The sequence below is a fragment of the Kribbella sp. NPDC048915 genome (assembly GCF_040649595.1).
In the GTDB taxonomy this organism is placed as follows: domain Bacteria; phylum Actinomycetota; class Actinomycetes; order Propionibacteriales; family Kribbellaceae; genus Kribbella.
Map to the genome: position 1 here is coordinate 234,301 of NZ_JBEZFT010000001.1, position 24,247 is coordinate 258,547.

The 24,247-nt window shown below is 69.5% G+C and carries 20 protein-coding genes; 11 read left to right on the forward strand and 9 right to left on the reverse strand.

Going from position 1 to position 24,247, the window contains the following annotated elements; all coding sequences use genetic code 11:
• Positions 1-7: 7 nt before the first annotated feature.
• Both glgB and AB0B82_RS01035 read right to left on the reverse strand, forming a co-directional pair.
• Positions 8-2,236, reverse strand: coding sequence for a 1,4-alpha-glucan branching protein GlgB (gene glgB, locus AB0B82_RS01030; protein ID WP_360161063.1), 2,229 nt, complete (start codon positions 2,234-2,236; stop codon positions 8-10).
• Positions 2,237-2,391: 155 nt separating this feature from the next.
• Positions 2,392-3,444 carry a LacI family DNA-binding transcriptional regulator gene (locus AB0B82_RS01035; RefSeq protein WP_360161100.1) on the reverse strand — a complete coding sequence of 351 codons (1,053 nt, stop codon included), beginning with the start codon at positions 3,442-3,444 and terminating at the stop codon, positions 2,392-2,394.
• 249 nt (positions 3,445-3,693) lie between these two features.
• Between AB0B82_RS01035 and AB0B82_RS01040 the strand changes: the two genes are divergently transcribed.
• Genes AB0B82_RS01040 through AB0B82_RS01090 form a run of 11 tightly spaced genes read left to right on the forward strand, consistent with a single transcriptional unit; the run spans position 3,694 to position 17,363 of the window.
• Entirely contained in the window at positions 3,694-4,983 is a 1,290-nt protein-coding gene (locus AB0B82_RS01040) for an extracellular solute-binding protein (protein ID WP_360161065.1), read from the forward strand.
• Positions 4,980-5,930, forward strand: a complete 951-nt coding sequence (locus AB0B82_RS01045; protein ID WP_360161067.1) for a sugar ABC transporter permease — start codon at positions 4,980-4,982, stop codon at positions 5,928-5,930. Before AB0B82_RS01040 ends, AB0B82_RS01045 begins: the two co-directional genes overlap by 4 nt.
• On the forward strand, positions 5,917-6,795 hold the full coding sequence (locus tag AB0B82_RS01050; protein ID WP_360161069.1) for a carbohydrate ABC transporter permease: 879 nt from the start codon (positions 5,917-5,919) through the stop codon (positions 6,793-6,795). The genes AB0B82_RS01045 and AB0B82_RS01050 overlap by 14 nt, the downstream gene beginning before the upstream one ends.
• Positions 6,796-6,818: 23 nt before the next feature.
• On the forward strand, positions 6,819-7,583 hold the full coding sequence (locus tag AB0B82_RS01055; RefSeq protein ID WP_360161071.1) for an SDR family oxidoreductase: 765 nt from the start codon (positions 6,819-6,821) through the stop codon (positions 7,581-7,583).
• Positions 7,571-9,247: a heparinase II/III family protein gene (locus AB0B82_RS01060; protein WP_360161073.1), complete on the forward strand. Its 1,677-nt coding sequence runs from the start codon at positions 7,571-7,573 to the stop codon at positions 9,245-9,247. Before AB0B82_RS01055 ends, AB0B82_RS01060 begins: the two co-directional genes overlap by 13 nt.
• Positions 9,247-11,196 (forward strand): heparinase II/III family protein, encoded by a 1,950-nt coding sequence (locus tag AB0B82_RS01065; RefSeq protein WP_360161075.1) that lies wholly within the window; start codon positions 9,247-9,249, stop codon positions 11,194-11,196. Before AB0B82_RS01060 ends, AB0B82_RS01065 begins: the two co-directional genes overlap by 1 nt.
• Entirely contained in the window at positions 11,196-11,777 is a 582-nt protein-coding gene (locus AB0B82_RS01070; RefSeq protein WP_360161077.1) for a DUF624 domain-containing protein, read from the forward strand. Before AB0B82_RS01065 ends, AB0B82_RS01070 begins: the two co-directional genes overlap by 1 nt.
• A 41-nt stretch (positions 11,778-11,818) precedes the next feature.
• Positions 11,819-12,874 (forward strand): right-handed parallel beta-helix repeat-containing protein, encoded by a 1,056-nt coding sequence (locus AB0B82_RS01075; protein WP_360161079.1) that lies wholly within the window; start codon positions 11,819-11,821, stop codon positions 12,872-12,874.
• Complete coding sequence (locus AB0B82_RS01080) at positions 12,874-14,055, forward strand: GDSL-type esterase/lipase family protein (protein ID WP_360161081.1); 1,182 nt, start codon at positions 12,874-12,876, stop codon at positions 14,053-14,055. The genes AB0B82_RS01075 and AB0B82_RS01080 overlap by 1 nt, the downstream gene beginning before the upstream one ends.
• The gene (locus AB0B82_RS01085; RefSeq protein WP_360161083.1) at positions 14,048-16,375 is read left to right on the forward strand and encodes a polysaccharide lyase 8 family protein; all 2,328 of its coding nucleotides are present in this window, start codon (positions 14,048-14,050) and stop codon (positions 16,373-16,375) included. Before AB0B82_RS01080 ends, AB0B82_RS01085 begins: the two co-directional genes overlap by 8 nt.
• Before the next feature lie 10 nt (positions 16,376-16,385).
• Positions 16,386-17,363, forward strand: a complete 978-nt coding sequence (locus AB0B82_RS01090) for an acetylxylan esterase (protein ID WP_360161085.1) — start codon at positions 16,386-16,388, stop codon at positions 17,361-17,363.
• Between the two features lie 32 nt (positions 17,364-17,395).
• Here the strand turns inward: AB0B82_RS01090 and AB0B82_RS01095 are convergent, their stop codons facing one another.
• The 7 genes from AB0B82_RS01095 to AB0B82_RS01125 all read right to left on the reverse strand — a co-directional run bounded on the left by AB0B82_RS01095 (position 17,396) and on the right by AB0B82_RS01125 (position 23,800).
• Complete coding sequence (locus AB0B82_RS01095) at positions 17,396-18,808, reverse strand: aminoglycoside phosphotransferase (RefSeq protein WP_360161087.1); 1,413 nt, start codon at positions 18,806-18,808, stop codon at positions 17,396-17,398.
• Positions 18,809-20,521: a maltose alpha-D-glucosyltransferase gene (gene treS, locus AB0B82_RS01100; RefSeq protein ID WP_360161102.1), complete on the reverse strand. Its 1,713-nt coding sequence runs from the start codon at positions 20,519-20,521 to the stop codon at positions 18,809-18,811.
• A 347-nt stretch (positions 20,522-20,868) separates the two neighbouring features.
• Positions 20,869-21,060 (reverse strand): hypothetical protein, encoded by a 192-nt coding sequence (locus AB0B82_RS01105; protein ID WP_360161088.1) that lies wholly within the window; start codon positions 21,058-21,060, stop codon positions 20,869-20,871.
• An 84-nt stretch (positions 21,061-21,144) separates the two neighbouring features.
• A complete protein-coding gene (locus AB0B82_RS01110; protein ID WP_360161090.1) occupies positions 21,145-21,507 on the reverse strand; it encodes a type II toxin-antitoxin system HicA family toxin in 363 nt (120 codons plus the stop codon).
• The gene (locus tag AB0B82_RS01115; protein WP_360161092.1) at positions 21,507-21,719 is read right to left on the reverse strand and encodes a hypothetical protein; all 213 of its coding nucleotides are present in this window, start codon (positions 21,717-21,719) and stop codon (positions 21,507-21,509) included. The genes AB0B82_RS01110 and AB0B82_RS01115 overlap by 1 nt, the downstream gene beginning before the upstream one ends.
• A 102-nt stretch (positions 21,720-21,821) precedes the next feature.
• On the reverse strand, positions 21,822-22,544 hold the full coding sequence (locus AB0B82_RS01120; protein ID WP_360161094.1) for a hypothetical protein: 723 nt from the start codon (positions 22,542-22,544) through the stop codon (positions 21,822-21,824).
• A 116-nt stretch (positions 22,545-22,660) separates the two neighbouring features.
• Complete coding sequence (locus AB0B82_RS01125) at positions 22,661-23,800, reverse strand: OmpA family protein (protein WP_360161096.1); 1,140 nt, start codon at positions 23,798-23,800, stop codon at positions 22,661-22,663.
• Positions 23,801-24,247: the final 447 nt, after the last annotated feature.

The following is a 24,247-nucleotide window of genomic DNA, read 5'->3' on the forward strand; positions in this document are numbered from 1 at the left end:
GTGAACGCTACCCCGTGAACCGCAGGTACAGCGTGGCCAGGGGTGGCACGGACAGCTCGGCGCTGGTCTCCATTCCGTGCCAGGCAGGCCCGTCGGCGTGCACCTCGCCGAAGTTCCCCACGCCGGAGCCGCCGTAGGAGTCGGCGTCGGTGTTGACGGCCTCCTCCCAGCGGCCGGCGTACGGCAGGCCGAGCCGGTACCCGTGATGCGGGATCGCGGAGAAGTTCGCGACGCATGCGACCGTCGGGTCGCCCTCCTCGCCGTACCGCACGAACGAGAACACGTTGTTACCGGCGTCGTTGGCGTCGATCCAGCTGAACTTGTCCTCGGCGTGGTCGGTCCGCCAGAACGCCGGGTTGTCCTTGTAGACCCGGTTCAGGTCCCGGACCAGGGACTGCAGGCCCTTGTGGTCGCTGTGCTCCAGCAGCCACCAGTCCAGCTCGCCCTTCTCCGACCACTCCGACTCCTGACCGAATTCGCAGCCCATGAACAGCAACTGCTTGCCCGGGTGCGCCCACATCATCGCCAGGTACGCGCGCAGGTTCGCCAACTGCTGCCAGCGGTCGCCGGGCATCTTGCGCAGCAGCGACCCCTTGCCGTGCACGACCTCGTCGTGGGACAGCGGCAGGACGAAGTTCTCGGAGTAGGCGTACATCATCGAGAACGTCATCTCGTGGTGGTGGTACTGGCGGTACACCGGCTCGTGCTCGAGGTAGCGCAGCGAGTCGTTCATCCAGCCCATGTTCCACTTGAAGCCGAACCCGAGCCCGCCGAGGTGCGTCGCGCGGGTGACGCCCGGCCAGGACGTCGACTCCTCGGCCACCGTCATCACCCCGGGCACCCGCTTGTACAGCGTCGCGTTCATCTCCTGCAGGAACGAGACGGCCTCCAGGTTCTCCCGGCCGCCGTACTGGTTCGGCACCCACTGCCCCTCGGGGCGCGAGTAGTCCAGGTAGAGCATCGAGGCCACCGCGTCCACCCGGAGGCCGTCGATGTGGAACTCCTCGGCCCAGTAGATCGCGTTCGCGACCAGGAAGTTGCGCACCTGCGGACGGCCGAAGTCGAACACCAGCGTGCCCCAGTCGGGCTGCTCGCCGCGGCGCGGATCCGGGTGCTCGTACAGCGGCGTCCCGTCGAACCGGGCCAGCGCCCAGGCGTCCTTCGGGAAGTGCGCCGGCACCCAGTCGACGATCACGCCGATGCCGGCCTGGTGCAGCCGGTCGACCAGGTACCGGAAGTCGTCGGGGTCGCCGAAGCGCGACGTCGGCGCGAAGTACGACGTGACCTGGTAGCCCCACGAGCCGCCGAACGGATGCTCCATCACCGGCATGAACTCGACATGGGTGAAGCCCAGCTCGTTGACATAGGCAACGAGCTCGTCGGCCAGCTGCCGGTACGAGCGGTCCTTGCGCCACGACCCGATGTGCACCTCGTACACGCTCATCGGCTCGGCGTACGGCTGCGACTCGGCCCGCTTGTTCATCCACGCCTCGTCGCCCCACTCGTACGTCGACTCGTGCACGACGGACGCGTTCGCCGGCGGTGTCTCGGCCAGGTTCGCCATCGGGTCGGCCTTCTGCCGCCAGACACCGTCGCGGCCGCAGATGTCGAACTTGTACCGCGTGCCGGGACCGACGCCGGGGATGAACAGCTCCCACACGCCGGAGCCGCCGAGCGAGCGCATCGGATGCGCTCGGCCGTCCCAGAAGTTGAAGTCCGCGGTGAGACGGATGCCCTGCGCATTCGGGGCCCAGACCGCGAACGACGTACCGGTCACGACACCGCCGGGACCCTCGTACCGGCGGACGTGGGCACCGAGCACCGTCCACAACTGCTCGTGCCGGCCTTCGCCGATCAGGTGCAGGTCGACCTCGCCGAGCGACGGGAGGTACCGGTACGGGTCGTCCACCTCGGTCGCGGGACCGTCGGTGTAGGTGACCTCGAGCCGGTAATCGGGAACCTTGTCGACGTCCAGCACACCGACCCAGACACCCTCGAACTCGTGCCGCAGGTCGAGCCGCTGGCCGTCGTACAGCACGGTCACGGTCTTCGCGTACGGGCGAAGCACCCGGACGGTGACGCCGTGCTCGCCGAGATGCGGGCCGAGCACCTGATGAGGATCGTGGAAGGTCCCGCCGACGAGTCGCTCGAGCACCGTCCGGTCGACCGGAACCGCTGTCACTACAGGCTCGTCCACCGGCATCGTCGGCTGCTCGAAAGGTTCACGCTCTCCCATGGCCCCATCCTGCCCGATTCCGACCTTGTTCATCGTCATCCCGTACCCGTCGATGCCGGACGTACACCAAAGATGTCCCGACCGGGATGCAACTGGGCGATGCAGCCGGGGATACGGCCGGGGATACGGCCGGGGACGCAGCGGACAGGCAGGAGTCAGGAACGCGGCGCCGCGGTCGACTCCCGGACGACCAGTTCGGGGCGGAACAGCAACGACTGGCCCGGCGCCGAACCGGAGTCCTCGAGCCGGGCGCGGAGCAGGCTGAAGGCTGCGCCGGCCATGTCCGGCATCGGCTGCCGGACGGTGGTCAGGGTGGGCGCGTACAGGTCGGCGAGCACGATGTCGTCGAAGCCGACCACCGACACGTCCCGGGCGACCTCGAGGCCGCCGTCGCGGATGCCGCGGCAGACGCCGAGCGCGCACATGTCGTTGATCGCGACGATTGCCGTCGGTGGCTCGTCCAGCGCGAGCAGTTCGGCGGCGGCCGCGCGGCCCAGCTCGGAGGCCTCGACATCACCGAAGGCCTCGCCGCCGCTACCGCTCGGCGCCAGCAGCGCCGTGGCCGGGTCGAGGCCGGCGGCCTCCAGCCCGGCGACGAAACCGCGATGCCGCTCCTTGCGGTTGATACTCGCCAGCGCCCCGGACACGAAGGCGATCCGGCGGTGCCCGAGGTCGGTGAGGTGCCGGGTGGCGAGCTCGCTGCCGATGGCGTTGTCGACGCTGATGCTCACCAGCGACGTCGGGTCACCTGCCTGCGCGGTCCGGTCGAAGGCGACCAGTTGCAGTCCCCGCTCGACCAACGGCATCACGTGCTCCAGCGAAGGCAGCGACGAACACAGGACGACGCCGTGCACACCGTCGGCCCACAACTCCTCGATGTACTCGCGCTCGCGGCGTGGATCGCGCTCGGAGTTGCACAGCAGCACGTGGTAGCCCTCGGCCAGTGCGGCCGACTCCAGGTGCCGGGCGAGGGCGCCCCAGAACGGGTTGCCGACCGACGGAACGACCAGACCGATGGTCTGGTTGCGGCCGGTACGGAGCTGTCGCGCGGCCCGGTTCGGCCGGTAGCCGAGCGTGTCGATCGCCGCCTCGATCCGCTGCCTGGTCGCCGGCAGCATCCGGTGACTCCGCCCGTTCAGCAGGTTCGAGACCGTGCTCGGCGAGACACCTGCCGCCGTGGCCACCTGCTGGATCGTCACCTCTCCCATGGTCACCCCGCGCATTCTTCCCTGAAGCTCACCCGTTCTGCCACCGTCCCGCAACCATGCGGTGCAACGATGCAGCAGATTCACCCGCAAGTCTAGAACACGATCGGCTGCACCCGAGGTCTTGACGTTCCAGAATTCCCATCTCTAGCATCGGTGCATCGTTGCACCAGACGCCGCCAACAGCGCCGGCGCTCGCGGTAGATCGTTGCACCACATCATTCCGGTCGCAGCACCACGAAAGGGCGCGCCATGGAGTACACCCGCAGATCAGTCCTGACGGCCCTCGGCCTCGGCGCGCTCGGCGTCGCCACCGGGTGCTCGGCCTCGCCGGAGTCCGGCCAGGCCGCGGCGGCCGACGGACCGGCCGAGGGCGAGATCACCCTGCTGACCCCGATCTACGAGGGCAGCACCGGCAAGCAGTTGCTCGAGGGCAAGCTGCTGCCACTGTTCAAGCAGCAGAACCCCAACGTCACCGTGAAGGTCGACTACACGACCTACAACGCACTGAACGAGAAGCTCACCACCGGCCTGGCCGGCGGCCTGATGCCCGATGTGGTGATGCTCGGCGTCGGCTGGATCCCGCCGTTCGCCCACAAGAAGGTGCTCGCGCCGCTGCCGGACTCGCTCGGCACCCGGTTCCAGTACGAGGACCGCGTCCTCGAGCCGTCGCGGTACGACGGCAAGCTCTACGCACTGCCGCTGGTCCTGGACACGCGGATCGTGACCTACCGCAAGGACATGTTCGCCGAGGCCGGGATCACGAAACCGCCGAAGGACTGGGCCGAACTGCGGGCGATGGCCAAGGAACTCGCCCGGACCGATGGCTCCGGCAGGCTGACCCGGGTCGGGTTCGATCCGTTCTCGATCGACCTGCGGCAGTGCTGGGAGACCTTCCTGTTCGCCAACGACGGCAACCTGTTCGACGAGTCCGGCCAGCAGGTGCGGTTCAACGACGAGCGTGGGGTCGAGGCCCTGCAGCTGTTCCTGGACGTGATCAAGGACAAATCCGGTGACTACTCGTTCAAGTCCGCGGCCGGGCAGCCGAGCACGCTGGCGCAGGGCCGGTCCGCGATGATGATGGCGAACAACTCCCTGTGGGTGCAGCTGGAGCAGCAGAACCCGGAGCTGCTCAAGGAGGACAAGGTCGGGGCGTTCATCCTGGCCAACAAGGTGCCGGCGATGTTGCAGGGCGGGACCCTGGTGGCCCGCTCGGCCTCGAGCAAGCACGCGGCCGCCGCCCAGAAGCTGGTGGAGTTCCTGGGCACGCCGGAGACCATCCTGCCGACCGCTCAGCAGCGCGGCTCAGTGCCGGGCGTGCAGGACCTGCGCACCTCGGAGTACGTGCAGCAGAACGGGTTCGTGAAGCTCGCGCTGGAGAACATGGACAAGGCCCGTTCCGAGGGCGGTACGGCGGCCTGGATGGAGATCCGGGAGAAGATCAAGACCACGCTGGAGACCGCGGTGGTGGGGCAGCGGACCGCCAAGGAAGCGATCGACGAACTGGCGAACCTGAGCAAGGAAGCGATCTCGCGACTGTGAGCGGAACGACAGCGACGCTGCCGGAGCGGGTCCGCGAGGCCGCACCCGGTCCGGCTACCACGCCACCACGCCGCCGGCTGCTGCGGAGCCGGCGCCGGGCCGGGCTGCTGATGGTCCTGCCCGCGCTGCTGCACGCGATCATCTGGATCGGCATCCCGCTGGTCGCCGCGGTGGTGCTGAGCTTCACGTCGTACGACGTGCTGACGCCGCCGCGGTTCATCGGCCTGGAGAACTTCCGCGACCTGCTCGGGGACGACGTGTTCCGCCGGGCGGTGCTGAACACCAGTGTCTACACGTTCTTCACCGTGCCGGTCGCGATGGCGATCGCGCTGCTGATCGCGTTGATGCTGAACACCAAGCTGACCGGCCGGGCGATCTTCCGGACCGCGATCTTCATCCCGCAGGTGACCGCGACGATCGCGGTCGCGCTGGTCTGGCTGTGGATCTACGACCCGCGCAGCGGCCTGGCCAACACGGTGCTGTCGTTCCTCGGGCTGTCCGGGCCGAACTGGCTGTCGTCGACCGACTGGGCGATGCCGGCGGTGATCGCGGTCGGCATCTGGCAGGGCATCGGCCTGAAGATGCTGATCTACCTGGCCGCGCTGCAGAGCCTGCCGGGCGAGCTGTACGAGGCCGCGTCGGTGGACGGTGCCTCGAAGGTCCGGCAGTTCTTCAGCCTGACCGTGCCGCTGCTGAAACCGGCGACCTTCTTCGTCTTCGTCACCTCGGTGATCGGCGCGTTCCAGTCCTTCGACCAGGTCTACATCCTGACCGACGGCGGCCCCGCCAACAGCACCACGATGATGACGTACGAGATCTACAAGTCGGCGTTCCGGGAGTTCCGGATGGGCTACGCCTGCGCGCAGAGCCTGGTGCTGTTCGCGCTGCTGCTGGTCCTGACCCTGGCCAACCGGCGGATCACCGGAGGCGACCGTGGCGCTCGCTGACTTTCGCCGGCCGAGTGCCGGCCGGATCGCTGTCTATCTGACCCTGACGGTGATCTCCGCGGTGATGATCGTCCCGTTCGTCTGGATGCTGCTCACCTCGGTGAAGACCCCGGCCGACATCGCCGCGGCGCCACCCCGGCTGCTGCCGACGGAATGGGCCTTCGGCAACTACATCGACGCGCTCGACGCCGCGCCGTTCGCGACGTACGCGCGGAACAGTTTCGTGATCGCGTTCAGCCACACCCTGCTGAACGTGGTGATCGCGTCGATGGCCGGGTACGCACTGGCCCGGCTGCGGTTCCGCGGCAGCACGCTGATCTTCCTCGGGTTCGTCGGCGCGCTGATGATCCCGACGTACACGAAGATTCTGCCGGAGTTCCTGATCGTCCGGTTCATGCCGCTGTTCGGCGGCAACGACATCACCGGTCAGGGCGGGACCGGCTGGCTGGACACCTGGTGGGCGCTGATCATCCCGGGCGCCGTGAGTCCGTTCTCGGTGTTCCTGTTCCGGCAGTTCTACCTCGACCTGCCGGTCGAACTGGAGGAGGCCGCCCGGCTCGACGGGCTCGGTGAGCTCGGGATCTACGCCCGGATCATGACGCCGCTGGTGAAGCCGGCCTTCATCACGGTCGCGTTGCTGACCTTCGAGGGGTCGTGGAACAACTTCCTCTGGCCACTGCTGGTGACCAAGTCCGACAGCCTGCGGGTGATCCAGGTCGGATTGTCGGTGTTCCGCACCGAGAACGACACCCAGTGGGCCTTCCTGATGGCCGGTACGACGCTGGCCACCGTGCCGATGGTGGTGCTGTTCCTGATCGGTCAGCGCTACTTCGTCCAAGGTTTCGCGACCGCGGGCATCAAATGACAATCATCGAAGGAGAACACCGTATGCCGCAGGAACTGCAGGGATCGCGGGCACTCGTCACCGGGGCCGGGCACGGGATCGGCCGGGCGGTCGCGCTCGGCCTGGCCGCGGCCGGCGCGGACGTCGTCGTGCACTACGGAAAGTCCGCGGACGCGGCCGCGCAGACGGTCGCCGACGTCGAGGCGCTCGGCCGCAAGGCGATCGCCGTCGGCGCGGACGTCACGAGTACGGCGGACGTCAACCGGCTGCTGGACGAGACGATCGCCTTTCTCGGCGGCCTCGACGTCCTGGTCTGCAACGCCGGGCACCTGATCGGCCGGGTGCAGGTCGCGGAGATGTCCGACGAGCATTTCGCCCAGGTCGTGGACGTGAATCTCGGTGCCACCTTCCGGACCACCCGCGCCGCGATCCCGCACCTCGCCAAGTCGGCGAACCCGCGGATCGTCACGATGGCCTCGCTGGCCGCGCACAACGGCGGCGGCCCCGGCTCGGTGGTCTACGCGGCGGCGAAGGCCGGGATCCGCGGATTCACCAAGGGGCTCGCCAAGGAGCTCGGCCCGCGGGGGATCACGGTGAACGCGGTCGCGCCGGGCTACATCGCCGAGACGGCGTTCCACCAGACGTTCTCCACCGAGCAGGCGCAGGCGGCGATGGTCGCCGGCACGCCGATCGGCCGGGCCGGTTCGGTCGAGGACGTCGCGAACGCGGTCCGCTTCCTGGCCTTGCCCGCATCCGGGTACCTGACCGGCATGACCATCGACATCGACGGTGGCACATGGCCCCGCTGACCGAACAACCACCGAGCGGACATCCACCGAGCGGTCGCGGCGGCTGGTGGCACCAGTACGTCTGCCCGGCGCATGGTGTGGAGCTCGACCACGTCGGCTTCGAGACCGGTGAGTTCCCGGCCGGTGGTGTGCCGTGCAAGTACGGCTGCCGGGTCGAGACCGAGGCTGTGCGCGGAGCCTGGCGGGTGCTGGCGCACCACTGGTGGGCTCGCCGGATCCGCCTGCTCTCGTACGACGGACAGGGCGCGGACCTGCTGACGTCGTACGCACGGCTCTACCTTGAGCTGACGAAGGAGGGTGAGCACGAGCAGGCGCAGGGCTGGATGCAGCGCGGGCGGCTGTTCCACCAGGCGCTGACCGACGCGGTCTGGGGTGTGCCGATCGCGCACGCCGTCCGCACGCTCGCCGGGACCGCGGACCTGAGCGAGACCTTGCCGATGCTCGACGACATGGTCGACGGCGCCCGCCGGGCCCGGGACGCGATGGTTGCCCAGGACAAGTTCTCGTCGAACTACACCGCGTGGTTCAACGCGCTCGGTGTCACCGCCGGACAGGCCGCGACGGCTGTCCGCGGTGAGGCGTGGGACGGCGAGAAGGAGTGGCTGACCGGTGAGCACGGGCAGTTCGCGCATCTCGAGGTCTCGACCGGCGAGGACGGCTGGGAGTGGGAGGCGAGCACGTACTACCACGGCTTCGTACTGCGGGCGTACCTGCTGAGCCTGCGCGGCCACGATCCGGCGGCCGTGCCCGACCGGCTCGAGGCGATGATCGCGGCGTTGGCCGGTATCGCCACCGACGACGGCATCCTCCCGGCGCTGCACGACGGTCCGTACCTGCGGGTGCCGCTCGCGCTCGAATGGCTCGAGATCGTTGCCCTGGCCCGGCAATTCACCACCGGCCACGGGCTCGATGCCGTCGCGTCGCGGGCTCGCGCCGAGGTCGGACCGACGTACGACGGGCTCGAGGACCGCTACGACGGTTGGTTCGCCGGCCCACCGCGCTCCGGCAAGCCGCGTGAGCCCGAGGCCGTCGAGCTGACCAACTCGTACGCCGTGATTCGCGCCGGCGGGATCCACGCGGTCCTGGATCACGGACCACACGGCGGATCGCACGGGCACCACGACAAGCTCGCGCTCTATCTGTACGGCGCGACGACCCCCTGGCAGCCCGACCCCGGCCAGGTCCCGTACGGCCATGCGGAATGGCGGCGGTACTACAAGTCGGCCGCCGCCCACCCGACCATCCGCATCGACGGCGTCGATCCGGCCGAGGCGACCGGTGTGGTCACGCGGGACGGCGCGTCGGTGAGCGCGGAGATCTCCGGGTGGTACGACGGCGTCCGGGCAATCCGGACGGTGACCGCCGGAAACGGTGAGCTGATCGACGAGGTCCGCGTCGAGGCCGATCGGGACCGCGAGATCGTGCTGCAGTTCCGACCGGACGTGGACTTCGCCGTGCAAGTCGTCGGCGACGAGGTCCACACGGTCTGGTCGGGTGCCGAGGTGCTGCACGGGCGGCATGTTGCCGAGGGCAACGCCGTATCCGTGACCCGGCCAGGTCCGGGACCTGCGGACGATCCGCAGCGGACCAGGATCGGCCTGGACTGGACGGTCGTCGGTACCACCGCGACGTTCCGGTCGGTCTACCGGGTCGGAGGTCACTGATGCTGATCGACCATCGGCTCGACGAACTCCGCGCGCAACTGCCGGGTCCGCGCTGGCGGCGGCTGGTCGAGCAGTGTGACTGGTACCGGACGCAGACCCCGCCGACCGAGCACCCGTCCGCGAGCATCACCTACTTCGGCCCGGCGGCCGCGAACCTCGCGCTCGCCTACCGATTGACGGGACACGAGCACTACCGGACGGAGGCGAAGCGCTGGATCTCGGCCGCGATCGGATTCCCGCACTGGGGCAAGGCGCAGCTGCCCGACCACGACCTCGACGCCGGCTGGCTGCTGCACGGTCTGTCGCTCGCGTACACCTGGCTGGGCGCCGACTTCGAGTTGGCCGCCGAGCTGCGCGCCAAGCTGGAGTTGCAGGGCAGCCGGCTGTACGAGTTCGCGGTCGAGACGGAGGGCCAGTGGTGGAGTTCGTCGTACTGGCAGAACCACAACTGGATCTGCTACACCGGCCTCGCCGCGGCGGGGTACGCACTCGGCCGGACCGAGTGGACCGAGCGGGCGAAGGCGAACTTCGCGACGGTGATCGACCTGCTGCCGGCCGACGGCTCCGACATGGAGGGCGTCGTCTACTGGCGGTACGGCGTGCCCTGGCTGGCGACGTACCTCGACCTGCTGCAGGACCGTGAAGGCCTCGACTGGTGGGACCGCTGCCGCTTCCTCGCGAACACGTTTTCCTACCGGTTGCAGCAGTGCGCACCGGGTTTCGAGGAAAACATCGATCACGGCGACTGCCACGACCGGCGCAGCGGGCACAGCGTCGCGCTGTACTACAAGCTCGCCTCGGCCTATCGCATCGGTGCGGCGCAGTGGCTCGCGGAGCAGGTGGCCGAGCGGTTCTTCTGGCGTGAGGCGTACGCGAGCGGCGTGAAGCCGGGCGTCATGCCCGAGGCGTACCTGGAGTTCCTCTGGTACGACGCCACCGTGCCGGCCGTCGACCCGGCGGAGTCGGCGCCGTTGTCGGCGTACTTCCCGGACCTCGGCCTGGTGACCGCGCGCACCGGATGGGACGACGAGGCCACGATGGTGTCGTTCAAGGCATCGCCGGGTGGCGGCCACCAGGCGTGGGAGACCTCGCACCGGCTGAACGCCGAACGCGGCTGGGACACGCTGAGCGCGGGGCACCACCACCCGGATTCGGGATCGTTCGTGCTGACCTCGCGCGGCGCGTTCCTCGCGGTCGACGAGGGCTACAGCAACCGCAAGCGGGCGGGCGACCACAACCTGATCCTGGTGGACGGGCAGGGGTTCGCCGACGAGGACCGCTACCACGTCTACAAGGGCGCGGCGTACGAGCGGCAGGCGCAGTTGGTCGACGTTCTGGCCGCGGACGGTATCGCGCACGCGACCGCCCGGATCGCGGCGATGTATCCGGCCGAGCTGGGGATCGAGCGGCTGGACCGGACGCTGGTGTTCACGCCGGCCGGCCGCCTGGTGCTCCTCGATCGGTGCGTGGCCGCGGCGCCTCGGGAGTGGACGTTCCTGCTGCACGCGGACTGGCCGCTCGAGTTCGACGGCGACGACGTCGTCCTGCGGGCGGGCTCCGCTCAGGCGTGGGTTCGGACGCACTCGCCGGTCACGGTCTCGTCCACGGTCACCGAGGTCGAGGCGAATCCGACCTCGAGTACACCGAGTCTGCGGCTGACCCGGACGATGCACACGCTGCGCGCGACCACCGAACGTCGGCCGGCAGCGACCTTGCTGACCACGATCGAGCCGACCTCGTCGCTGCGGCCGGACAAGGCGAGCGCCCGGCGGATCGAGCTGACCCGCGGCGTCGGCATCGCGTTCGACAACGAGACCGTGCTCCTCGCTGAAAACGACGGCGTCGTCGAAGGCGACGGCGTCCCGGGAGGTGCGAGCGTCCGGGCCAAGGCGGTGATCGTGTCCGCGGCCGGTACGACGTACGTCGGGCGCGAGAGCGGGTCGTCGTGATGCGGCGGGCGCTGGACTGGCTCGGCTGGCTGGCGAGTCCGGTGATGGCCGGTGCCGCGTTCACGATCCTGTGTCTCGGCCTGGTGACCTGGCTGCCCGCGCTGGCCGCGGTCGGGTTCGCCCTGAACCGCTGGCGGACGGACGGCGACGCCCGCGTGTTCACCGGGGTGTTCGCCGGCTGGCGACGGTACTGGCGCCCGCTGCTCCCGCACTCGATCCTGCTGACCCTGGCCGCAGTGGTTGCAGTCAGCAACCTGATGTTCCTGTCCGGCCGGTCGGGTCCGGTCGTCGTCAGCCTGTTCATGGTCCACGTCGGCCTGGTCGCGGCCGGCCTCACCTATCACCTCGCGGTGGCCGTCGCGGCCGGGCGCGACCCCGGCGGTACGGCGGCCGGCTGGCGGCGTACCGCGTTCGGGCTGGCCTTCACCTCCGTTCCGCGCGGTACGGCGCTGCTCGGCGCCGCGATCGCCGCGCCCGTCTTCTCGCTCGTCGTACCGGCGGGCCCGCTGCTGCTCGGCACCACCGTTCCGGTCCTGGTCGGACTCGTCGTGGCCGACCACACCGAACGCCGTACGTCCTAGTCCATTTGCTGGTCCCCGCACCGCCCGTAGGGAGGACACCCATGTCCAGACGTCTCGCTCCGATCCTGATCCTCGGCGCCGCGCTGGCGTTGCCCGCCGTACCCGCGCAGGCCGCCACCGACTACTACGTCGCCACCTCCGGCAGCGACTCGAACTCCGGCACCTCGGCCGGCTCGCCGTTCGCCACCCTCCAGAAGGCCCTCGACACCGCACCACGCGACGCGACCATCCACCTTGCCTCCGGCACCTATCTGCAGGACGCCGCGACGGTGCGATCCGGTGTCACCATCACCGGACCGTCCACCGCCGTCGTCAAGGGCGCCGGCAACTCGCGCATCCTGCAGGTCCGGCACGACGGCGTCACGCTGGACGGGTTCACCATCGACGGTCTGCACGGCTCGCCGTCCAGCGCCGCAGGCTACCGGGACAAGCTCATCTACGTGATGAGCACCAGCGCCGGCGACGGGGTCGGCAGGCTGACGATCCGGAACATGGCCCTGAAGAACGCAGGGGGTGAGTGTGTGCGGCTCCGGTACCTGGTGACCAACGCCGACGTGCACGACAACACCGTCGGCCCGTGCGGGATCTTCGACTTCAAGTTCGCCGGCGGCGGCAAGATCGGCGAGGGCATCTACCTCGGTACCGCGCCCGAGCAGCAGGGTGCGAACGGCGCGCCGGACGACCAGCCCGACCGCAGCCGCAACAACCGGATCCACCACAACACGATCGTGACCGCCGGCAACGAGTGCGTCGACGTGAAGGAGAACTCGACCGCGAACATCGTCGAGTACAACGACTGCAGCCAGCAGAAGGACCCCAGCTCCGGCGGCCTGGACGCCCGGGGGAGCGGCAACACCTTCCGCTACAACACCATCCACGACAACACCGGGGCCGGCGTCCGGCTCGGTGGTGACACCGCGACCGACGGCATCGACAACGACGTGTACGGCAACACCATCACCGGCAACGGTGCCGGCGGGATCAAGTTCATGCGCGCCCCGCAGGACCAGATCTGCGGCAACACGAAGTCCGGCAACACCGGCGGCAACTCGGTCGGCACGTACGGCGCCGGCTTCGACCCGACCGGATCCTGCTGATGAGCCAACTGTCCCGCCGTGGCCTTCTCGGCGGGGCGGCCGTCGGTACCCTGGCTCTCGCCGCGCCCGCCGTACCCGAAGCCTTCGCGGGCGGTCAGGGCCGGCGGGGCCGGTGGGCAGCGAGCTGGACGACTGCTCAGACTGCACCGACCCCGTCCGACGCGGACGCCACCGGCGGCTTCACCGACACAACCATCCGCCACGTCCTCCGCCTCTCCGCCGGCGGACCGATCCGCCTCCGCTTCAGCAACCCGTTCGGTACGACGCCGACCACGATCGGACCGGTCACGGCCGACGGGCAGCCGGTGCTCTTCGCCGGCCAGAAGGAGGTATTGCTGGCGGCTGGGGCGACCGTGCTGAGCGATCGTGTCGATCTGCACGTGCCCGATCACGGCGACCTTGTCGTGAGTCTGTATCTGCCCGGTCCGACCGGACCCGTCAGCTTCCACCGCAACGTCCACGCCACCGGCCTCATCGGCACCGGTGACCTGACCGGCGCGCCGAACTCGGCGTACACACGCCAGACTCGCTCGGTCTTCCTGCTCAACGGGGTCGACGTGCCCGGCGCCGGCCGGCGGTCGCTCGCGATCCTCGGCGACTCGATCACCGAGGGGGTCGGCACACCGGACGACGCGAACCTGCGCTGGCCGGACCAGTTCGCGGCCCGCTTACGGCGCAGCCCGGCGGTTGCGAACCTCGGGATCAGCGGCAACCGGCTGCTGCTCGACGACGGCCGGTTCGGCCCGAGCGGGCAGGCCCGGTTCGATCGGGACGTGCTGGCGTTGCCGGGCCTCGACACCGTGCTGGTCTTCCTCGGAGTCAACGATCTCCAGCAACCACCCAGTCAGCTCGACCCCACCGTCCTGCTCACGGCCTACGGCCAACTCGCGGCGCGTGCCCGCGACCACGGACTGCAGGTGCTCGGGGCAACGATCGGCCCGTTCAAGGGCTGGATCCGCTACACCGACGAGCTCGAGCAAATCCGGCAGCGCGTCAACGCCGGCCTGCGCACCGGTCGCGTCTTCGACACCCTCGTGGACGTTGACGCGGCGCTCCGCGATCCTGCCGATCCGGCCCGGCTCCGTCCGGGCTTCGACAGCGGCGACGGGCTGCACCCGAACGCCGCCGGGGCCGGCGCGATCGCCACCGCCCTCCTCGCCCGAAAGGTCTTCGATGCCTGATCACGCTCTTCACCACCGAGTAGGTCGCCGGGCCGTGCTCGGCGGCCTTCTCGGTGGCGCCGCCGCGGCCACAGCCGGCCCGTGGAACCTGCCCGCCTTCGCGGCCGATTCCACCGACGAACTCCGTCTCCGCTGGCACACCCTGCTCACCGGTGGTCCCACCGTGGATCCGTCCGACCCCGACCTCGCGGTGGCGATCGCGCGGATCGACAAGCTCGCAAAGTCCGCGCTGACCACCCTCGACCGGTCCGCGGACCGCACCACGCTCTGGCCCGATCTCGCCAGTACGACGTTGTCCAACCACGTCGCATCGAACTTCCGCCGGATCAAGCAGATCGCGGTCGCCTGGGCCACCACCGGTTCGACGTACGCCGGGAAACCGCAGGTCGCCGCGGATGTGCTCGGCGCGCTCGAGTGGATGCACACCAACCGGTACAGCCCGAACCTGCCGCGCTACGACAACGACTACGACTGGGAGATCGGCGGCGCGTCGGCGTTCGCGGACACGCTCGTCCTGCTGTACGACGTGATCGACCCGGGCCTGCGGTCGACCTACACGGCCGCGATCAATCACTACACGCCCGATCCGAACCTCTGGCGGGCCGACCGGCAGATCGCCACCGGTGCCAACCGGGTCTGGATCGCGACCGTGGTCGCAGTCCGGGCGGTGCTCGACGGCGACACCGCCGCGCTGGCCCGGGTCCGGGACGCGATCAGCGATGTCGAGGGCAACGGCGCGAACAGCGTGCTTGCCTTCAACGACGCGCCCGGCCGCGTCGACGGGACCGGTGAAGGGTTCTACAGCGATGGCGCGTTCCTCCAGCACTGGAAGCACCCGTACAACGGCGGCTACGGCAAGGAACTGCTCGGCACGCTGTCCTCGCTGCTTTACCTACTCGGTGGCACGCAGTGGTCGGTGACGGACCCCGACCTGGACAACATCTATCACTGGATCGATGACGCTTTCGACCCGTTGATGGCCCGTGGCGATCTGATGGGGTCGGTGTGTGGCCGCGAGATCGCCCGGCCGAGCAAGCAGAACCACGCTCCCACCCAGACGGTGATCGAGGGTGCGCTGCGGCTGATCCCGGCCGCATCGCCGGACCGGGCCGCGCACCTCACCGCGCTGGTCAAGCAGTGGATCACCGAGGACACCTTCCGCGACTTCCTGGCTGTCACGGACCCGGCCTCGCTGGTGGCGGCCCGGTCCGTGCTCGCCTCCGGTACGCCGGCCCGCGGTCCGCTCGTCCTGCACAAGCAGTACCCGCGAATGGACAAGGTCGCGCACCACCGGCCCGGATTCACGGTCGGGATCAGCGCGTACTCGTCCCGGATCTACAACTACGAGTCGATCCAGAACGAGAACCTGCACGGCTGGCACCTGTCCGACGGCATGGTGCTGGTGTACGACGACGACCTCGGCCACTACTCCGGTGACTACTGGCCGACCGTCGACCCGTACCGGCTGCCCGGGACGACGGTCGACACCCGGCGGCTGGCCGACTCGTACGGATTCCGCAGTACGAGTGCCGCCGACTGGGTTGGGGGAGCGGCGGTGCCCGGACGGACGATCGGTGCCTACGGCATGGATCTGCGTGGCCACGGCACCGGCCTGACCGCGTTGAAGAGCTGGTTCCTGATCGACGACGTGCTGGTCTGCCTCGGCTCGGACATCAGCGGAAGTGGGGCGGTCGAGACGATTGTCGAGAACCGCAAGCTCCGCAGCGGATCCGAGACGTTCACGCAGACACCCGGCTACTGTCACCTGGCCGGCACCGGCGGCTACGTCTTCCCGGACCGCACGCCGATCCAGGTACTGCGGGAGGACCGGACCGCGACCTGGCGCGAGATCAACCTCAAGTACGGCACCGACACCCCGGTGACCCGTCCGTACCAGACGATCTGGATCGACCACGGCACCGCACCCGTTGCCCAGGGCTACTACTACGTCCAGTTGCCGACGGCAAGCCTGGCCGCGACAGCCGCCTTCGCCCGGACGCGGCCGGTCCGCCGGCTGCGGGCCGACTCCGTCGTCCATGCCGTCCGGTTGGGTGAGGTCCTCGCCGCGAACTTCTGGCGGGCCGGGTGTGTCGACGAGCTCATCGTCGACGGCCCGGCCTCGGTCGTCGTCGCCCGCGGCACGGTCGCGATCTCCGATCCGACGCAGACCGGGACGACGGTCACCGTCGACCTGGCCAAGCCGCTGCGCTTCGTCCACGCCGACGACCGGGTGCAGGTGACCCGGCGAGGAGCCGGATGGCGTCTGACCGCCGACCTCACCGACAGCCACGGCAGCACCGTCACCGCCACTTTCCGATAGGAGAACCCTGATGCTGGTCGACATGCCCCTGGACCGGTTGCGTGAGTACCGGCCCGAGCCCGAGGAACCCGCGGACTTCGACGCGTTCTGGAAGCAGACCCTCGACGACGCGGCAGGGCACCCGATCGACGCCCGGTTCACGCCGTACGCCGCGCGGCTGGCGACCGTCGACGTCCAGGACATGACGTTCACCGGGTGGGGCGGTCAACCGGTCAAGGCGTGGTTGCTGCTGCCGCGGCATCGCACCAGGCCGCTGCCCGCGGTCGTGCAGTACATCGGCTACAACGGCGGCCGCGGCATCCCGTACGAGTGGCTCACCTGGAGCGCCGCCGGGTACGCGCATCTGGTGATGGACAACCGCGGGCAGGGTGGTGGCGGCAAGACCGTCGCCGACACCGCCGACCTCGCGCCGGACGGACACGGGTCCTCGTCGCCCGGGTTCCTCACCCGAGGGATCGAGGACCCGCGCCGGCACTACTACCGGCGACTGATCACCGACGCCGTCCGGGCCGTCGACGCGGTGCGCGCGAGCCCGGATGTCGATCCCGCCCGCCTCGCCGTCCTCGGCGGCAGCCAGGGCGGCGGCCTCGCCCTCGCGGTCGCCGGGCTTCGCGACGACCTCGCCGCGGCGATCGCCGACGTACCGTTCCTGTGTCACTTCCGGCGCGCGTCGCAGATCACCGACAACGGCCCGTACGCCGAGATCGGTCGCTGGCTGAAGGGTCACCGGTTCGAGGTGGAGAAGGCGATGGCGACCCTGTCGTACTTCGACGCGGTCAACTTCGCCGCCCGCGCGACCTGTCCGGCGTGGTTCTCGGTCGCGCTGATGGACAACATCTGCCCACCCTCGACCGTCTTCGCCGCCTACCACCGCTACGGGGGCGAGGCGCACCTGGAGATCTTCCCCTACAACGGGCACGAGGGCGGCGCGGAGTACGACGTCCCGCGCAAACTCGACGCGCTGGCTTCGGCTCTCCGGCAGGGCTAGGGCGTGTCGACGGGTCCGCGCCGACGCGACCTCTACTGCTCGGCCAGCTGAGCGGCTGCGGACAGCGGGATCTGCAGCCAGGTCGGGCGATTGCGGGCCTCGTAGAGGACCTCGTAGATCACCTTGTCGGCCAGGAACGCGTTCAGCAGCACTTCCTGGCTGCGCGGGTCGGTGCCCGCGACCTCGGCGTACCCGTCGCAGAACGCCTGCTGGTTGCGGGTCGCCCACTCGGCCGCACGGTACGCGATCTGCTGGTCGCCAAGGTGGTCCTCGAGCAGCGACCGGGCCGCGTAGTCGAACGAGCGCAGCATCCCGGCGATGTCCTTGATCGGGGTGTCCAGCGCCCGCCGCTCGACCAGCGACTTGGCCGGCTCGCCCTCGAAGTCGATCAGCTTCCAGCCGTCGATCGTGCGCAGCACCTGTCCCAGGTGGTAGTCACCGTGGATGCGCTGCACGGTGACCGGCTGGTCGTACGCCGCGAGCGCGTCGAATGCCCGCGCCAGACCGCCGGCGTACGGCTGGAGCTCCGGGATCGCCGCCGAGGCCGCGTTCAGCCGGCGCCGCATCGCGGCCGCATGCTCGACCAGCTTGGCCGGCTCCCACACGTCGGTGCCGAGCGCCTTGGCCAGCTCCGAATGCACCTGCGCCGTACTCGCGCCGAGCCGGTGCGACTCCGGTGCGAAGTCGCCGCCGACCTCCTCGGCGTGCAGGTCCGCCTCGGCGTACAGGTCCCGCACCGACGAGGTCGCGAACGACCAGCCGTCGGTGGAGTTGTTCTGGAAGGCGGTCATCATCGCCAGTTCGCCGCTGTCGGTGCCGCCGCCCGGACGCGGCCACCGACCGCGTGCGGACCCCAGCACCTCCGGCACCAGCTCCGACCCCGCCTCGGTGAGCGCCGACTCGATCTCGACGCCCGGGTTGCTCCCGGGCTCGAGCCGGCGGAACACCTTCAGCAGCGCCACGTCGCCGAACACCAGCGACGTGTTGCTCTGCTCCACGGTCAGCACCAGCGACTGCGCGTCCGGCGGCACCTCGATGTGCCGGCCCGGCGCGTGGACAGGATGGAACTCCAGCCCGTCCAGCTGCCGTCCGTGCGTCAGCCCGTCCAGCCAGTACGGCGTCGCTTCCTTGTCGTGCAACGCGTCGTACACCCAGACCTCGGTGTCGCCGAGGTCCGGTTCGACCCACTCGCCGACCAGCGCGTGGCCGAGGTTCTCGACCGGTTCGCGGTGGTAGCTGAGCGGCAGCTGGTACACCCGGATCGGGATCTCGACCCCGGGCGGGCCCGCACAGTAGACGAACCCGATCCGGACCGCGGGCCAGGCGTCCGTGTCCGACAGCCAGACCGAGGTGGCCATGGCTTCGACATGGACGTCGTGTCCCTTCTCGCCGAACCACCGCTGGCCCGCGCAGAAGGACTGGACCTGGTCCAGATGGGAAGTCACTTAAATGCTCTCCTCATGCTTTTCCGGCTGGCCGTCCGCCTTCGCCACCGGCAGCCGGAACCAGTAGAAACCGTGCGCGCCGAGGGTCAGAAGGTAGGGCAACTCACCGATCGTCGGGAAGTGGACACCGCCGAGCAGCTCGATCGGCTCGACGCCCTGCCACTGCCGCAGGTCCAGCTCGATCGGCTGCGGGAACCGGGACAGGTTGTTCACGCACAGCACCACGTCGTCGCCGAACTCGCGGACGTAGGACAGGACGCTCGGGTTCGAGCCGCCGAGGTCGGTGAACGTGCCCATGCCGAACGACGGGTGCTGCTTGCGAATCTGGATCATCCGCCGGGTCCAGTGCAGCAGCGACGAGGCGTTCTCCATCTCGGCCTCGACGTTCACCGCCTGGAACCCGTAGACCGGGTCCATGATCACCGGCAGGTGCAGCTTGCCCGGCGTCGCGGTGGAGAACGAGGCGTTGCGGTCCGGCGACCACTGCATCGGGGTCCGGACGCCGTCCCGGTCGCCCAGCCAGATGTTGTCGCCCATGCCGATCTCGTCGCCGTAGTACAGGATCGGGGAGCCCGGCAGGCTGAGCAGCAGCGCGGTGAACAACTCCATCTTGTTGGTGTCGTTGTCCAGCAGCGGCGCGAGCCGGCGGCGGATGCCGATGTTGGCCTTCATCCGCGGGTCCTGCGCGTACTCCGACCACATGTAGTCGCGGTCCTCGTCGGTGACCATCTCGAGCGTCAGCTCGTCGTGGTTGCGCAGGAAGATGCCCCACTGGCAGGTGTCCGGGATCTCCGGGGTCTGCGCCAGGATCTCCGAGATCGGGAACCGCGACTCGCGCCGGACCCCCATGAAGATCCGCGGCATCACCGGGAAGTGGAACGCCATCTGGCACTCGTCGCCGCCGGAATCGCGGTCGCCGAAGTACTCGACCACGTCGGCCGGCCACTGGTTCGCCTCGCAGAGCAGGACGCGGTCCTCGTAGTTCGCGTCCACCTCCTTGCGGACCCGCTTCAGGAACTCGTGGGTGCGTGGCAGGTTCTCGCAGTTCGTCCCGTCGGTCTCGAACAGGTACGGCACCGCGTCCAGCCGGAAACCGTCGACGCCGAGGTCCAGCCAGAACTTCAGCGCCTCGATCATCGCGTCGCCGACAGCCGGGTTCTCGAAGTTCAGGTCGGGCTGGTTGGAGTAGAACCGGTGCCAGAAGTACTGCCCGCGGACCGGGTCCCAGGTCCAGTTCGAGGTCTCGGTGTCGACGAAGATGATCCGCGCGTCGGGGTACTTGTCGTCGGTGTCCGACCACACGTAGAAGTCGCCGTACGGGCCGTCCGGGTCCTCCCGCGACGCCTGGAACCAGGGGTGCTGGTCCGAGGTGTGGTTCATCACGAAGTCGACGATCACCCGGATGCCGCGCGCGTGCGCCTGGTTCAGGAACTCCTGGAAGTCCGCGATCGTGCCGACCTCGGGCATCACCCCGGTGTAGTCGGAGATGTCGTAACCGCCGTCCCGCAACGGCGACGGGTAGAAGGGCGGTAACCAGAGGCAGTCCACGCCGAGCCACTCGAGATAGTCGAGTTTCTCGGTGAGGCCCTGAAGATCGCCGATGCCGTCGGCGTTCGAGTCCTTGAAGGACCGCACGAGGACCTCGTAGAAGACGGCCCGCTTGAACCACAGCGGGTCACTCTTCGTCAGTCCGTGGTGCTGCTCCGGCAGCATGTCGGTCACGCTCACCTCCATCGGGTGTCTCCAAACCTAGCGGTACTGCAGCTTGACTTCAGCCTGTCGTCACGGCGTGACGACAGTGTGGGGCCGCCGGCTCGGGCACTTGCTCCCGGGTACCCCGTCGGGGCGTACTCGAAAAGGAGGGCAGCGTACGAAGCCGGACGACGCCGGTGGGGGGGACGCCGTCGGCCGGACGGTTCCGCAAGGCGTTTCGGACAGTCTGGCGGCCCTTTGGCAGTACAAGCAAATAGGGCTCGCAATGCGGTCGCATGGCAGTTTCGTGACGACTGCCGCAGGGGTTGTGACCGCGTCGGCCGCCCGGGTTCCGGACGGTCGGCGGGTCAGCGGCGGCGGCCCTCGTTCTGGCGTTCGGCGCCTTGATCGCGCCGTACCCGCCCACCGCCGCGCCACAACCGCGGCCGGCGTCTGACCGCCCCGCGGGCGTCTGCGACACCTTCGCGTGGATCCTTCAGCCGGTCGTCCGGGGTGATGATCCGGTCCGGTTCGACGGGTGTCTCGTCGCTTTGCTCCATACCGCCCCCAGTCACACCGCCCCCAGTCCTACTGCCACTGTCGAAGAGACCGATCGGCGTTCGATGTGAACGCCGACCGGCAGGTCATCTTCCGCCGCGACTCTTGCCGCGGTCCGGCTTCTTGGCTGCCTTGCCGCCTTGCTGAGCTGAGCCGCTCCGCCCTCCACTGCCGGCAGGTGGAATACCCTGACCCGCCAGCCGCTGTGCCTCCTTGGCCTGTTTGGCAGCCTCTTGCTCCGCGGCCCGTTGCTGGGCGGCGGACGTCTGGCGCTCGATGGAACGCCAGGTCCCGGCCGCGATCTCCTTGCCGTGGTTGGGCACGGTGACCGAGTTGCCGTTGGAGTCCTTCCACACCTCGTGACTGCCCTTGCCACGGCCGGGCTGCTTGGTGAAGCCCTTCGCCTTGAGGTCTTTCTCCGCGTCGCTGCGCTTCTTGGGCGCAGCCATCAGCCCTCGACCTCGACGGTGACCGTCAGCTGCTCAGGTACGCCGTTGGTCTCGATCAGAACCGCGAGAGCCTGCTTCAGGTCCTCGATGGCGTCCTCACGGGTGGCACCCTCGCCGTTCGCGAACGACTGCGGGTCCAGCGCCGCCTCGGCCGACCACGCGCCGTTCTCGTCCTGTTCGACACGGTAGGAAACGGTGATCTCGCGCAGCACGAAGGCCTCCTGTGGTTACTCAGTGTTTCGGTGATCGTAGGACGGCGCCGGGGTCAGGCCGGCGCCGTTCTCCAGGTGTGATCAGGACCTGCAAACAGCGCGTCAGGTGCTCTTGCGGGGGCGGCGGACGTACTTGGTGAAGCCGGCGCGTTCGGCGTCGGCCTCGGTGCGGAACCAGACCTCCGGTTTGGTGCGGCCGTAGTACGGCGAGTCCGGCGTGTGGAACAGCATCGACTGCCCGTTGCCCTTGATCGTGAAGCCGTCCGGCGGCCCCTGGTGCGGTACGGCGTCGGCCGAGCCTTCGCCGTACTTTCCCGGCGGTACGTCGACCACGGGCGCCGGTGTCTCATCCACGTCGTCGAACAACGTCGGCTCGCCGTCCATCAACCGCGAGAACTCCGCCCGCCGCTCCGAGACGACCTCTGCGGCAGCCGGCTCGGTGGAAGGCGCGTCCTCCCCACTCGAGTCAGTGTCACCAGCCGAAGGGGCCTCATCAGTCGGTGCTGCGTCGGTGGGCGCGTCGACCGGCGGGGGAGTGGCGGCCGCCGCGGTTACCGGGGTCGGGTGCGCAACAGACGCCGTCCCCGTGTCCAGCTCCGGCACCGTCTCCAGCGCCGTCTCCGCATCTGGGGCCGGATGGGGGGTTGGGGTCGCTGTTGCCGTCGGGGTGGTGGCCGGGGGTGCCTGGTCGGGCGCCGGAGCTGGAGGGGTGGAGGCGGTGGTGGTCAGGGCGGGGCGGCGGTCCAGGAGGTACCAGGTGAGGCCGGCGCCTACCAAGAAGGCGAGCAGCGAGCCCAGCCAGTTGTCGCGGAGGAGCCAGCTCATCGGCGGGCTCCTCTCGCGGGGGTGCGGACCAGGCGGTGCACCAGCCAGGCGGCGGTGCTGCCCAGGACGAACGCGACCAGCAACAGGACCCAGGTCTCGGCGATCAGCCAGCTCATTCAGTTCCCCTGCAGTACTCGGATCTCGGCCCGGCGGTTGGCGATCCGCCCGGCGCCGGTGGCATTGGATGCGATCGGAAACGCCTCGCCGTACCCGTTCGCGACGATGCGGCTCGCGTCGACGCCGCGGCGGACCAGTTCGGCCTTGAGAGCCGCGGCGCGGCGTTCGGACAGCGGGAAGCTGGTGCGGGGCGAGCCGAGGTTGTCGGTGTGACCGGCGATCTCCACCCGCACCGTCGGGCACGATTGCAGTACGGCGACCGCCTGCGCCACGGACGGCTTCGACGCGTCGTTCACGGTCGACGCACCGGACAGGAAGTTGATCGGGTACCGCCGGGTGAACTCGGCCAGCCGCGTCGGGAACGTCCGGCACGGCTCACTGACCGTGCTCTTCGATGGCGCCGGCAGCTCCAGTTCGTTCGCGACGACAGCACCGGGTACGGCGGTCGCGGCGGCCCGCGCCACGGTCGCCTTGGTCGCCTGGTCCGGCACCTCACCGGACAACGTCACGGTCTCCCCGTCGTAGCGCACCGATGCGTCGCCGGTACCGATCGCGAGCGCCCGTAGCAACGCGGACAGGGACGCCGCGTCGGCCAGCCCGTTCGCCGCGTCGATCGTCGTCCGGTCGTCGTACGAACGGTCCGGCCCGAGCACCGTGTCCACCTCGGCGGCGATCGCGTCCTTGACCTCCTGGCTGCGTACCGGCGCCTGCACCCGGATCGACCGGTCCGTCCGTCCCACCTCGAACGCCGGTACGTCGGCCTGCGGCGCACTGCTGCTCGCCGACGTCGGTGTCGGCACAGGACTCGGGGCTGGTGTCGGTGTTGGTGTCGGGGTACTGCCGGCTGCCTCCGCACCGCCGGTTACGTCGACCGAGCGCACCCCGTCGACTTTGGCGACAATCTCCCGGACCGCCTCCGGATCCGTGCCGGCCGGCACGGTCACGCGGGCGTTGCGTCCGTCGAACTCGACCCGGCTTGACTCGATGCCACGGGCCTTCAGAGCGGCTTCGGTGCGTTCCCGGAGGTCGTCCTCCGTCGTCCCGGCCTTGGCCGGAATCAGCACAGCTGCCAGCAGTACAGGGACTGCGAGGGCCGCGAGCAACCAGATGACAAGCGGCCGCCGAACCAGACCGGGCACTGTTCCTCCGTGGATGCGGTCAGAGTGGCCGTGCGCGAGGAGACTACTCCGCTTGGTGCACGAAACGCACACCCACTGGGGGAGCGTCGTGCGTTTCCGCGGGTTTCCGGCTCTTGTTACTGATCCGCCGGTAGGTCCGGGTGACCGACACGGCGCCCGCGCTGGACGCCGCGCGCGTCCCCGCCGCCGAAGGCCCCTTGAGCCCCGACCGGGGACCGCGAACACCCGTCCGCGACCGCGTACCCCCCCCGGGACCTTGGACCCGCGCCCGGGACCGTGGACCCGCGCCCGGGACCGTGGACCTCCGCCCGGGACCGTGGACCCGCGCCCGGGACCGTGGACCCGCGCCCGCCCAGGCGATCGCGCTGCTGGCCCGCCAGGAACCGGGCCGAAAGCAACGAATCGAGGAACTGGAGGCCGCCGGCTACCCGTGCTACACGACCTCGG